Origin of the sequence: Vibrio sp. HB236076 (assembly GCF_040957575.1) — a bacterium.
Classification (GTDB): domain Bacteria; phylum Pseudomonadota; class Gammaproteobacteria; order Enterobacterales; family Vibrionaceae; genus Vibrio.
The window spans coordinates 1689505-1702788 of sequence record NZ_CP162601.1; the positions used below are offsets into that span (position 1 = coordinate 1689505).

The 13284-nt window shown below is 47.4% G+C and carries 10 protein-coding genes; 5 read left to right on the forward strand and 5 right to left on the reverse strand.

Annotated elements, in window-relative coordinates; translation table 11 throughout:
* Positions 1 to 119 precede the first annotated feature (119 nt).
* From AB0763_RS07435 to AB0763_RS07445, 3 genes are all read left to right on the forward strand, one after another.
* Positions 120 to 1313 (forward strand): amino acid aminotransferase, encoded by a 1194-nt coding sequence (locus tag AB0763_RS07435; protein WP_306100115.1) that lies wholly within the window; start codon positions 120 to 122, stop codon positions 1311 to 1313.
* Positions 1314 to 1475: 162 nt separating this feature from the next.
* On the forward strand, positions 1476 to 3368 hold the full coding sequence (locus AB0763_RS07440; protein WP_306100116.1) for a DUF294 nucleotidyltransferase-like domain-containing protein: 1893 nt from the start codon (positions 1476 to 1478) through the stop codon (positions 3366 to 3368).
* Positions 3369 to 3379: 11 nt separating this feature from the next.
* A complete protein-coding gene (locus AB0763_RS07445) occupies positions 3380 to 4096 on the forward strand; it encodes a 3'-5' exonuclease (RefSeq protein WP_306100126.1) in 717 nt (238 codons plus the stop codon).
* A gap of 167 nt (positions 4097 to 4263) precedes the next feature.
* Here AB0763_RS07445 and AB0763_RS07450 read toward each other — a convergent pair whose 3' ends face one another.
* The 3 genes from AB0763_RS07450 to AB0763_RS07460 form a co-directional block, all read right to left on the reverse strand.
* Entirely contained in the window at positions 4264 to 6147 is a 1884-nt protein-coding gene (locus AB0763_RS07450) for a methyl-accepting chemotaxis protein (RefSeq protein ID WP_368642904.1), read from the reverse strand.
* A gap of 186 nt (positions 6148 to 6333) precedes the next feature.
* Positions 6334 to 8217 carry a methyl-accepting chemotaxis protein gene (locus tag AB0763_RS07455; protein ID WP_306100128.1) on the reverse strand — a complete coding sequence of 628 codons (1884 nt, stop codon included), beginning with the start codon at positions 8215 to 8217 and terminating at the stop codon, positions 6334 to 6336.
* 151 nt (positions 8218 to 8368) lie between these two features.
* Complete coding sequence (locus AB0763_RS07460) at positions 8369 to 9949, reverse strand: BCCT family transporter (RefSeq protein WP_306100129.1); 1581 nt, start codon at positions 9947 to 9949, stop codon at positions 8369 to 8371.
* A 407-nt stretch (positions 9950 to 10356) separates the two neighbouring features.
* Here AB0763_RS07460 and AB0763_RS07465 point away from each other — a divergent pair, with 407 nt between their 5' ends.
* Positions 10357 to 10827, forward strand: a complete 471-nt coding sequence (locus AB0763_RS07465) for a MarR family winged helix-turn-helix transcriptional regulator (RefSeq protein ID WP_306100507.1) — start codon at positions 10357 to 10359, stop codon at positions 10825 to 10827.
* Positions 10828 to 11113: 286 nt separating this feature from the next.
* Here the strand turns inward: AB0763_RS07465 and AB0763_RS07470 are convergent, their stop codons facing one another.
* Positions 11114 to 11476 carry a MarR family transcriptional regulator gene (locus tag AB0763_RS07470; protein WP_306100130.1) on the reverse strand — a complete coding sequence of 121 codons (363 nt, stop codon included), beginning with the start codon at positions 11474 to 11476 and terminating at the stop codon, positions 11114 to 11116.
* 204 nt (positions 11477 to 11680) lie between these two features.
* Between AB0763_RS07470 and AB0763_RS07475 the strand changes: the two genes are divergently transcribed.
* Positions 11681 to 12358 carry a DUF2982 domain-containing protein gene (locus AB0763_RS07475; RefSeq protein ID WP_306100131.1) on the forward strand — a complete coding sequence of 226 codons (678 nt, stop codon included), beginning with the start codon at positions 11681 to 11683 and terminating at the stop codon, positions 12356 to 12358.
* Between the two features lie 205 nt (positions 12359 to 12563).
* Here the strand turns inward: AB0763_RS07475 and AB0763_RS07480 are convergent, their stop codons facing one another.
* Positions 12564 to 13226, reverse strand: a complete 663-nt coding sequence (locus AB0763_RS07480) for an MBL fold metallo-hydrolase (RefSeq protein WP_306100132.1) — start codon at positions 13224 to 13226, stop codon at positions 12564 to 12566.
* Positions 13227 to 13284: the final 58 nt, after the last annotated feature.

A 13284-nucleotide genomic window follows, 5' to 3' on the forward strand; every position in this document is an offset into this window, starting at 1 on the left:
TTGACATCGCGGTAAAGCATCGAGTTGCAAAGTTAATCCGACAGTTGTCAGCACGCTTACATCAGGGTATAAATAGCGTCATACCCTCCCTTAAATCAAAACACGGATGATTGTTCACTATGTTTGAAAATGTTGTTGCCGCGCCCGCGGATCCCATTCTAGGTTTGACCGAAGAGTTTAAACAAGACACTCGCACGGATAAAATTAACCTTGGCGTTGGTATTTATAAAAATGAACAAGGTGAAACCCCTGTCCTCAACACCGTCAAAAAGGCCGAAGCGTCTTTGGTTGAAAACGAAAAAACCAAATCTTACTTGACCATTGAGGGGACGAGCGACTACGCCCTTGTGGTTCAGCAGTTATTGTTTGGCAAAGACGCCGACATCATTGCTAAGCAGCGTGCAAAAACCGCTCAAGCCCCTGGTGGTACCGGTGCGTTGCGTATTGCAGGCGAGTTCATCAAGCGTCAACTCAACGCTGATGCCACCATTTGGTTAAGCAACCCAACTTGGGCTAACCACAATGGTGTCTTTACGGCCGCGGGAATCAAAACAGCGCAATACACTTACTACAACGCACAAACCAAGGATAAAGACTTCGACGCCTTGCTCGCCAGCCTTGCCGATGCCAAAGCCGGTGACGTTGTTTTGTTCCACGGCTGTTGTCACAACCCTACGGGCATTGACCCTACCGCGGAAGAATGGGAGCAACTGGCCAAACTTACGGCTGAAAAATCGCTGCTGCCATTGTTTGATTTTGCATACCAAGGCTTTGCCAAAGGCGTTGAGGAAGACGCACAAGGTTTGCGTATTTTTACTCAGTATCACCGCGAAATTTTAGTCGCGAGCTCATTTTCGAAAAACTTTGGTTTGTACAATGAGCGTGTTGGGGCATTTACCTTAGTCGCCGAAAACACCGACATCGCCACCACCGCTTTTTCTCAAATCAAAGCCATCATTCGCTCTATCTATTCTAACCCACCCGCTCACGGCAGTGCCGTTGTCACCCACATCTTAAAAGACGACGCGTTGCGTGCCGAGTGGGAAAACGAAGTGGCTGAAATGCGCGATCGCATTCAAGAGATGCGCGATTTGTTTGTTGAGACCCTCAAAGCACAAGGCGTTGATCAAGACTTTAGCTTTATCGCCCGTCAAAATGGTATGTTCTCATTCTCTGGTTTGTCCAAAGAACAAGTTGAGCGCCTTAAAACAGAATTTGCCATCTACATCGTTGGCTCTGGCCGTATCAGTGTCGCTGGCATGACCAAATCAAACATGCTGCCACTGTGCCAAGGAATTGCGGCGGTTCTCTAACTCAACGGCTCAGATCAGCGTTACCGCAACATCACATAAAGCCAGTACCAGCAGTGAGTTAATTCACTGCTGGTCTTTTCAACAACAAGTCATTCACAGCATTGGTATTCTTACCACTCTGAGTTATTATGCGCTATTATTCATTCGTTATAGGCGCGTTGTATGGATGCCGAACTGCTCGAGATTTACAACTTTCTCTCTCAACACCCTCCGTTTCAAGAACTGCCTGAAGACGTCATTCATCACGTTGCTAAACACATCGAAATTTCCTATTACCGACAAGATACGCCCGTCATTCACTTTGGTGATCACCTGCACGATTTGTACATGGTTCGCAGTGGTGTGGTCGAGCTCTATCGTCGCAAAGGTGAACTGTACAACCGCCTCGACGAAGGCGCCTTATTTGGCCAAATGGGCTTATTGACCAATAACCGCGTTTTGTTTCCAGTCAAAGCGATTGAAGATACGCTGTTGTACTGCATTCCCGAGTCCGTTTTTCAAATGCTGTATGACGAATATGACTCTTTTGCCGATTTTGTCGAGGTCGAAGACAATGCACGTCTTCGCCAAGCCGTGAATGAAAACAAAGATGCCAATGACCTGACGACGTCAAAGGTCACCACCCTATTGAATCGCGAAGCCCCCTTGATAGAAAAAAGCGAAACGATTCAAAGCGCGGCACAAAAAATGGCAGAAGACAATATATCCGCCCTGCTGATCATTGACCCTGAGCTCGCCCCGGATGACGAAGCCAACCAAGGTTCACAGGTGGTTGGCATTATTACCGATCGCGACCTATGTACTCGCGTTCTCGCCAAAGCCCTATCACCTCTTGAGCCGGTCAGTGAAGTGATGACCACCGAAGTGATTAAGCTAGATGAAGATGCTTACGTCTATGAGGCCATGTTGACCATGCTGCGCTATCACGCTCATCATTTACCGGTATTTAAAGACGGTCAGCCCATTGGTATCATTGAAGAAACCGATATTGTTCGTTACGAATCGCAAAACTCCTTGCTGATCGTCAGCAATATTTTTCAACAAAACAGTATCGAAGATCTCGCAACCGTCGCTGAACAAGTAAAAGACAGCTTCGTGCGTATGGTGAACGAAGACGCCAACGCCCACATGGTCGGCACTGCGATGTCCGTGATTGGCCGCAGCTTCAAGCAGCGCTTAGTCGAATTGGCTGAGGACGCTTTAGGGCCCCCACCGGTACCTTATTGCTTTCTCGCTCTTGGCTCGATGGGCCGCGATGAGCAGTTACTGGTGACCGATCAAGATAACGCGCTTATTTTGGACGACAGCTATAACCCAGAAAAACACGCGCACTACTTTGAACAACTGGCCAAGTTTGTCTGTGATGGTCTCAATGCCTGTGGTTATAAATATTGCAGTGGTGGCATCATGTCGACCAATCCAATGTGGCGGCTGACCCGTCGAGAATGGGAGGCCTGCTTCGCTGATTGGATTGACAACCCCAACCCCAAATCCTTGCTAAATGCGTCGATTTTCTTTGATCTCGATGGCGTTTACGGCCGCTTAAAATGGGCAGAGCAGCTCAACGGCTTTATTGTGCGTCGCGCCCGTCGCAACAATCGCTTTTTAGCTTGTTTGGCACGTAACTCCCTCAATCGCACCCCACCACTGGGCTTTTTTAAAGATTTTGTGATGGAAAAAGACGGTCGTCACAATAATTCAATTAACCTAAAACGCCGAGGGACTGCTCCTTTGGCAGACTTGATCCGCGTTCATGCTCTTGCGGTTGGCTCTCGGGCGCGCAATTCCTTTGAACGCCTTGACGACATCATTGATGCCGGTATTTTACCCAAAGGACGCGCTCAAGATCTCAAAGATGCGATGGAGTTTATTTCCATGGTACGCATTCGACATCAAGCTTATGACGTCGACAATGAAATTGAACCCGACAACAACATTGAGCCAGAGAACTTAACCGACTTTGAACGCCGCAATTTAAAAGACGCGTTTCAAATTCTCAGCAAAGCGCAAAACTTTCTCAAGTTTCGCTATCAAGCCCACAATAACTTTAAGTAGGTCGCCCGATGATCCCATCTTTCTTCAAGCCGCCTATGGTGCAATGGCCGTTAAAGTTCGAGCAAAAACTCATGCGAACCCAATCGCCCATGTTGCGTGCGTTTTATCAAACGCCACTGCCAAACGCGACCACGCCTTTGGCAGAAGTGCCGTTTGTCGCTCTTGATTTTGAAACAACCGGCCTTGACCCGCGCAAAGACGACATCATTACCATTGGGCTGGTCCCTTTTGATCTCAACCGCATTTACCTCAATCAGGCACGGCATTGGACCTTGCGCCCTAGCCGTAATCTCGATGAGAAATCGATTGTCATTCATGGAATTACCCATAGTGATATTCAAGACGCGCCAGATTTAATCGAAGTTTTACCCACGTTGTTAAACGCGCTAGCAGGTAAAATTACCGTGGTCCACTATCGCCGTATTGAACGTGAATTTTTGAATAATGCGGTGAAAAATCGCATTGGGGAAGGGATTGAATTTCCCGTGCTCGATACGTTAGACATTGAGCAGCGCATTCAAGAGAAACTAACCGGCGGTTTGTGGAATCAACTCAAAGGCAAGAAGCCGGCTTCAGTGCGCTTAGGACAAAGTCGCCAACGCTACGGGCTGCCTTATTATTCACCGCACCACGCCCTTACCGATGCCATTGCTACCGCTGAATTGCTGCAAGCGCAAATTGCTCACTTTTACAAAGCGGCCAAACCAGTCGGCGAGCTGTGGCGCTAGTTTTTTACGCCCAAAGGTGCGTTTACAGACAGACCTTCAAACTCACACTGCCATCGTCTCTCGTTGAACTGAAAAAAAGATAAGCTCTATCGGCTTATCTTTTTATCGTTACTCAGTCGATATTCTACCCCTAACGCTCTTAACAACGTTATTGAGTTAGACTGGCATTAAATCTTAAAGCGCTTAATTTCACTTTCTAAACGCTGCGAGAGCGATGACAACTCAGCGGCTTGCTGCGCCGCCTCTTGCGCTTCACTGGCAAGCTCGGTTGACACATCTCGGATCCCTTGTGTATTGCGCGTGATCTCTGAGGTCACTGACGCTTGCTCTTCCGCCGCTGAAGCGATTTGCGTCGCCATATCACTGATGGTGGCAACCGCCTGGTGGATCTCGTTTAAGTGAGCCGCCGCGCTGTTGGCATCATCGACGCTGGTTGTCGCTAGCAATTGACCATCGCCCATGATGCCGACCGCCCTGCCCGTGGTGGTTTGCAACATTTCTATCATTTGCTGGATTTCTTTGGTCGACGCGTGAGTACGCTGGCTAAGTACTCTGACTTCATCGGCAACCACCGCAAAACCTCGGCCTTGTTCACCCGCCCTCGCCGCTTCAATCGCCGCATTGAGCGCCAATAAGTTGGTTTGCTCAGCGATGCCTTGAATGGTCGACAAGATGGTATTAATTGCATGGCCGTGAGTCTCTAACTCGCCAATCACATCGGTGGCCTGTTGTACCTCTTGGGCGAGGTTTTGGATTGAATTTTGCGTTTGCGACACTTGTTGCGCACCGCTTTGACTCGCCTTAACCGCATGTTCCGAATTGAGCGCGGTTTGCTCTGCATTACCGGCAATTTCCTGTGTCGCCGCCGCCATTTCATTGACCGCAGTCGCCACCATGTTGATTTCATCTTGTTGCTGGTGAATGCGTTCGCTGCGCAACTTCGCGTGCTCTGCCGTGTCGTGTGCCTGACCTGATAACGCGCTCGCCACCCCGTTTAAACGGGTCACCATTTGATGCATGTTATCGACAAAGCGGTTAAAGTTATGCGCCAATTGGCCCACTTCGTCGTTGCTACGCGGCGTCAACCTTTGCGTCAGATCCCCTTCTCCAGAGGCAATCGCCTCCAGCGCGTTAGATACCCGGCTCAGGTCGTTAAACAGCCAACCGATAAACCATGATAACGTCGCAATCACCAACCCGGTGATCACTAACGAAGTCATAATGAGCTTTGTCACCATACTCGTGAGATTTTCGTGCTCGGTTTTTTCATCCAACTCGAGGGCAAACACCCAAGGTGTATTCGCAATTGATTTAAAATACACTCGTTTTGTTTGACCTTTTACATCCACACTCAACGCCTTATTCTCTTGCGACAAACGATCAATCGTTGCCGTGTCGAGGTTTTTATAATAGCTGCTGATATTTTTTCTTACGCTATCTTTGCTCGGGTGAGCTAAGAAAGTGTCATCGTTTAAATCGATCAACATCGCATGAGCATTCTTACCAGCGTCAATTTGATCAACACTTTTCACTAGTTGATCAATGGTTAAATCTGCACCAATCACCCCTTTCAATTGCGAATTGACAAAGACAGGTTCTGCAATGGTGATCAATAACGATTGAGTGACAGCATCAACATACGTTGCGGTGATAATCGGGTTTTGTTGCGATATCGCTTGCTTGTACCACGGCCTCACTCTCGGGTCGTAACCTTCAACACTCCGGGTTGGCTGTGAACGATACATTGCACCACTTGGCGTGGCAAAATACATAAGATCAAATTGACCAGCTTGTTCAGCCATTTTTAAGTATGACACTTTTTCTTCCCGGCCAACGTGTTCAGCGAAGGAATGGACCACACTTTGCCTAGCCGCTAACCAATTTTGTATATTTTCTCCTGCCATACTGGCCAGACTGTCTAAACGACTTTGTATTGATTGTTCTGTTTGTTGAGAAAGTCGCTGTGAGGCTACCCAAGTTAACGCCGTAGACATCACCAGTACACTGATGAGTGAGACAAAGATAAGTTTCTGTTTTAATGTTATTTTCATAGTAAAATTATCGGCAAAAATCGCTGGCGCTAATGTAACAACTTTTTTCTAATATGCAAATTAAAGCGCAATAAGATTTTATGACACGGCTTTGTTAAACAAAAAAACCGAGCTTGTTACCGCTCGGTTTATTAACACTAACGTACGGGTTGCCGAGGAAAGAAATCATCGACAATTATATTAAGCTTAGATCTTAAAGCGCTTGATTTCACTTTCTAAACGCTGTGAGAGCGATGACAACTCAGCGGCTTGCTGCGCCGCGTCTTGCGCTTCACTGGCCAGCTCGGTTGACACATCTCGGATCCCTTGTGTATTGCGCGTGATCTCTGAGGTCACTGACGCTTGCTCTTCCGCCGCTGAAGCGATTTGCGTCGCCATATCACTGATGGTGGCAACCGCCTGGTGGATCTCGTTTAAGTGAGCCGCCGCGCTGTTGGCATCATCGACGCTGGTTGTCGCTAGCAATTGACCATCGCCCATGATGCCGACCGCCCTGCCCGTGGTGGTTTGCAACATTTCTATCATTTGCTGGATTTCTTTGGTCGACGCGTGAGTACGCTGGCTAAGTACTCTGACTTCATCGGCAACCACCGCAAAACCTCGGCCTTGTTCTCCCGCCCTCGCCGCTTCAATCGCCGCATTGAGCGCCAATAAGTTGGTTTGCTCAGCGATGCCTTGAATGGTCGACAAGATGGTATTAATCGCGTGGCCGTGAGTCTCTAACTCGCCAATCACATCGGTGGCTTGTTGCACCTCTTGGGCGAGGTTTTGGATTGAATTTTGCGTTTGCGACACTTGTTGCGCACCGCTCTGACTCGCCTTAACCGCATGTTCCGAATTGAGCGCGGTTTGCTCTGCATTACCGGCAATTTCCTGTGTCGCCGCCGCCATTTCATTGACCGCAGTCGCCACCATGTTGATTTCATCTTGTTGCTGGTGAATGCGTTCGCTGCGCAACTTCGCGTGCTCTGCCGTGTCGTGTGCCTGACCTGATAACGCGCTCGCCACCCCGTTTAAACGGGTCACCATTTGATGCATGTTATCGACAAAACGGTTAAAGTTGTGCGCCAATTGGCCCACTTCGTCGTTACTACGCGGCGTCAACCTTTGCGTCAGATCCCCTTCTCCAGAGGCAATCGCCTCCAGCGCGTTAGATACCCGGCTCAGGTCGTTAAACAGCCAGTTGATGATCAGTGAAATCAACACCATCACCACCAAGGTGATCACCAGCGCAGTAATCAGCAAATTAAACAACAACGCATTAAAGTGCTGATGCTCGGTATTACTGTCTAACTCGATGGCAAATACCCAAGGCGTATTTGCAATACGGGTGAATTTGACCAACTTGTCCTGACCATTAATCGTTAGGCTTGTCAAACCGGTTTGCTGACTAAGTGACAAAACTTTTTGCACGGTCAGATCTTGAGCATAATCAGAAACGGGCTTTAAATTAAACTCGCTATCAGAGTGAGCGAGAAACTGACCATTCGTGCTGTCAATGAGCATCGTTTGGCTATTCGTACCCGCTTCTATCGAGGTAATGCTGTTGACCAATTGCTCGATCAACACATCAGCACCAATCACGCCAAACAATTGATTATTTCGATAAACCGGCTCTGCAATCGTCACCATCAAAGCGCCCGTGGAAGCGCCAACGTAAGCCGAAGTAATCATTTGCTGTTTGGCTGCCACCGCCGCTTTATACCAGCCACGTACTCGTGGATCGTAACCTGGCTTGGTTCTTTCTGGGTAAGAACGATGCATGCCACCATTCACATCGCCAAGATAAATCTCATCAAAGCCACCCGCTTCACGCGTCAGCACGAACAAATCATGTCTGTCTTCGCGACTGGCAAAGGGTTCAAATGCTTGGGCCACCTTTTTCTTGCCGTCAATCCAGCTCGAAATACTGTCTTGTGCCACAAGAGTGATACCTTGTGCCCTATCTGCCAAGGCTTTACTGGTTTGTTTGTCGAGTTGATACACCGCAATTGCAGTCAGTATTGTCCCCATAACGACACAGGCCACTAAGCTCAGGGCTATTAATTTGTGTTTTAAACTCAGATTCATCTTTCCATTTACTCTCGCCAATCCTATTGACAAGAATCTAACAAGCCCAGTGATAAAAATCACCTTATTTTAATGCCAAAATGACAAAAAAAAGCGCAAGCCATCAGGCTTGCGCATATCATTAAAATGGACTTGTTTACGGTTTGGTCAATCAGTATTGATGACGCTGCTCGGTTCTTAACCCCATTAACAAGCTGACACACATCAGCAAAAGTACAAAGGTAAATGGCAAGGCTGTAGAAATCGCTCCCGCCTGCAACGCCTGAATCGCTTCCGTACCGCCAATCCAAAGTAAAGCAATCGCAATCGCGCCTTCAACGGTCGCCCAAAATACGCGCTGAGGAACCGGGGCATCCATCTTACCGCCTGCAGTAATGCTGTCGATCACTAAAGAGCCGGAATCCGATGACGTGACAAAGAAAACCAAGACCAACACCACACCAACGATGGATAACACATTGCTCATTGGCAATTGATCAAACATTTGGAACATCGCCAAGGAAACATCCGTCAAGCCTTTGCTGCCTAAGTCACCGACTTGGTTAATCACTTGATCAATGGCCAAGCCGCCAAACACCGACATCCAAATCACGGTCACCGCAGTCGGGACCAAAAGCACTGCCGTCATAAATTGACGTATCGTACGTCCGCGTGACACACGAGCGATAAACATACCGACAAATGGCGACCAAGAAATCCACCAAGACCAGTAAAACACCGTCCAACCTTGGAACCAAGCTTCGTCAGGTCGGTTGTGCGGGTTGCTCAATGGGATAAAGTTTTCGACATATGACCCTAACGTAGCGGGAATAGCCCCTAAGCCTACCGTACCACCGATAATGGCAACGGCCACCAACAAAACAAAGGCAATTAACATGTTGAGGTTACTGATGACTTTCACACCGCCATCGATACCGCGCATAACCGAAATAACCGCTAACAAAGTGACAAAAATAATAATGCCGATTTGCAAGCCAATAGAACCATCTAAACCAAAAACGTGGTGAATACCACTGGCCGCTTGTTGGGCCCCAAGACCCAGTGACGTAGCCAAACCGAACAAAGTGGCAACTACGGCTAAGATATCGATGATATGACCAGCCCATCCCCAAGCTCGATCGCCAAGTAAGGGGAAGAAAATCGAACGAATCGACAAAGGCAGGCCTTTATTATAGGCGAAGAAAGCCAAAGACAGCGCAACGACACCATAAATACTCCAAGGATGAAGTCCCCAGTGGTACATAGTCGCGCCCAAGGCCAATTTGGCGGCTTCAGGTGAGTTCGCTTCCACGTTAAGTGGTGTGTGATACCACCCAGTAAAATAAGCGACTGGCTCAGCGACACTCCAAAACATCAAGCCAATCCCCATCCCTGCGGCAAACAGCATGGCTAGCCAAGACAGTACCGAATAATCGGCAACGGCGTCTTTACCACCCAAACGTATTTTGCCAAATGGAGACAAAATCATCGCGATACAGAAAATCACAAAAAGGTTACCGGACCAAATAAATAGCCAGTCAAAAGAGCCGATGATTTTCCACTTTATCCCATCAAGCGCATCCTTGGCCGTCTGGGGATCCACTAATAAGGTGGCGAGTAAAAAAATTATGATCAGTCCAGCGCTGATGCCGAACACCTGATTGTGGATATCAAATCCCCACTTTTGTACATTATCTTGCCCGACGGTATAGTCGGTATTGTCGATACTGTACTTATCGATATCTTTGGTCATATTGCCTCTCAGCGTCAATATATTTAGAGCTACAAGAGATGTATTTAGCCGAGTCTTCCATTTTTACTCAATAAAAAACTTCGTACTCATAACATTTGCATCTCTTATTCACACAGGAAAGTGTAACATACATCACAAATATTTCTATATTCCATCGTCTACATAGCAAAAAATACGGTTTAATTTAACAAAGCGATCAAAAAAGCCATCACCACACCGCCTTAATAGTTTGTGTACAAATCATAAGTCTATAAAGGATTTATTGCGAAAGATGAAAATCTGCATAAATTATGCTATGATCACTGTTGTTTCGTAATCACAATTTTATGCAGCTACCCCCTTTTCATTACGCTTGATTTGGGGTAGTTTGCGCCCTTCAATTATTGACAATGCAAATGGTAAACACTTTGGAAAAGCATGAAGAAGTCTTGATCTCAATTCGCCAAATTATCCGAGCGATTGATCTGCATTCAAAAAAACTGAGTAAAGAGTCAGGGTTAACCGGTCCGCAATTGATATTGATGCGTGCCATTGTTGAACTTGGCGATGTCACCATCAAGCAACTTTCCAATCATACCAACATGAGCCAAGCAACGGCGACGACCATTTTAGACCGCCTTGAGCGCAATGGTTATGTCGACCGTGTGCGTAGTGTTACGGATAAACGCAAAGTACACGCCGTGCTCACCGATGCTGGGCGCGAAGTGTTCAATAATGCGCCTAAACCTTTGCAAGAGCATTTTATTCACCGCTTTCAAAAATTAGATGAGTGGGAACAAACCCTGTTGTTGTCTTCGGTTCAACGCATTTCGACCATGATGAATGCCGAAGATTACGACGTAGCTCCGATGTTGGAAATCGGCAGTATTACTCAATAACAGGTGGTTTGACTCGACTCGAACTGCGATAACGCCCTCAAACACCCTGTTTGGGGGCTTTTTATATCCCGTTCTCAAAGCACAATCGCAATAACTACGAGTGCACCAAATGCCCTCTCACTTGCCATAGGCCGTGCGTGATAATAGCCATCACCGCATCAGGTCAGACAAGGCTTTCAATCGATAACCACTTGGTTTGCGATAATGAAAAACGGCAGCCCCTTCGCAGTGGCTGCCGTTTTCTATCGTCTATGTGGTGAGCCGTTCTCCCCACACCTAGAGCGTTTTACTTAAGCTTGTAAATAACCTTATTACCGGATAAGGCAACACGCTCAACTTTCTGTTCTTCAAGCAATTTTTTTAATGCGCCCGTGGCCCATGACGCCGCTTTGCTGTCTTCTTGACCGGCCTCTAAACCAATGCCTTTTGGATTGATTCCGTCTGCATGGGCAGCAACGATATCGAGCACTTGTTGTTGTTTGGGAGTCAAAGAGCTCGACGGTAATGTCACCACGCTATCGGCTTGTTTTTTGACAGACTCGACCACTTTGGCCTTCACTTGTGGTGCTGTCTTGGTTATTTGTGATGTGATAACCTGAAGTCGTTTGTTTAGCTTAGTTTGCACTTTACGTTTATGCGCAAGTCTCATGGATAATTCCCCAAAATGCTGCCAGAAGCAGGGTTCAAAAATTGAAAGCGGCTTTTATACCAAAAAACCATTTCTTTTTGTAGCTTTTCCCACCCTGAGACGTAAAACAAGCTTAAAAAAGGCGCTTGGGGGTCAAAAGTGCTGACAATTCCGTCACTATCATCACGATAACAACGATTGAAATCGTTACGACTGGAGGGCATCATGTCACCTATCTGCTTACCTACATTGCATTTACGCGTACATGAATTTGTGTGGTTACAACGCTACCAACGTGTGATCCTCGCACTGGTTACTCTGTTATTTTCCGTTTGGATTATGACAGCGCCCACCATAGGGCACGCTATTCTCGCCGCACTTGCCTGTGGGGGGGGAGCTTTTTGCTCTTGGTACCTGTATCGCCGCTCTCAAGTCGGTTACACCTTAACCGCCACACATTTTCAGCAGCATTTATTTAAAGGCGGCTGGGCAATGCAATGGAAAAATATCCAACGTTTGGGACAATGTCACTACCGCGACCGCGAAGGCTGGTCACACCCCGTGCCCTGGATAGGCTTTAAATTGGTCGACTATGAACCCTTTATTGACGCCATTTGCCCAAGAGTGGCTTCGGAAATGTTGATTAACCAACGAGGTTTATTGTACTTAGCGCTGCGAGGTAACCTCGATCCACGCATTGAAGACAAGCTGTTTGATACGGCTCGTTATACCAGTAAATCGGGCAGGCAGTTTCGCGGTTTACAGGCCATGCTGGCACAAAGAATGCGATACCAACGCGAGTGTTACGGGTATGATATTTTTATTTCTACTGCCGACCTCGACCGAGATATCGACAGTTTTATTGGTTTGCTAAGACGCTATAAAGCGGGGGCAATAACGTAAACAATTGGATTTTTTTACGTTTTCAATCACCTAAGTTCGCGATGTCGGCAATACTAGCAAAACGGCCAACGTGCGAACAAGGTGGGCTAATTTGGACATTGCTTGTCATGGTACTCGGCATGAATTACACGCTGGCAATTCCATTCCACCGCGTCCCCCCTGCCGAGATAAAGCAAAGGCGATTTAACCGGCTAACATCGTAAGACTAACCGCGGTTTGCCAGTACGTGATCGGCAACATACGCATTACTTTTACGCTCAGTGGCAAAGTCCGATTCAGGGCCATGGCCCGCGACAAAGTGAATGTCTTCACCCAATGGCCATAATTTTGTCACCACGGAATTGATTAGATCAGACATACTGCCTTGGGGAAAATCGGTACGCCCCACACTGCCGCTAAACAACACATCACCCACAAAGGCCAACTTTGATTCTGCTTGGAAAAAAATAATGTGACCCGGAGTATGACCTGGAGTGTGATAAACCGCCAGCGCACACTCGCCCACCATAACGGACTCGCCCTCTTCTAACCATTGTTCTGGCAAAAATGAGCGCGTCTCAGGAAAACCAAACATCTGACATTGTTGTTCGATGCTTTGCAACCAAAATGTATCGGCGCGATGTGGGCCAATGATTGGCACATTGGCCAACTGAGCCTGCAGCGCTTTTGCGCCACCAACGTGATCCAGATGTCCATGAGTGAGCAAAATTTTCGTCACGGTGACATCGAGCTTTTGTAATTGCGCTAGCAAGGTTTCAACGTCACCCCCAGGGTCAACCACCGCCGCCTGGCGAGTTTTTTCACACCAAATGATTGAGCAGTTTTGTTGAAATGGGGTCACAGGGACAACTTGATAACCTAAAGACATAAATCGCATTTCCTAATCTTATGAATGTCAAAACAGTGTAACACATTGGCTTTCTCTG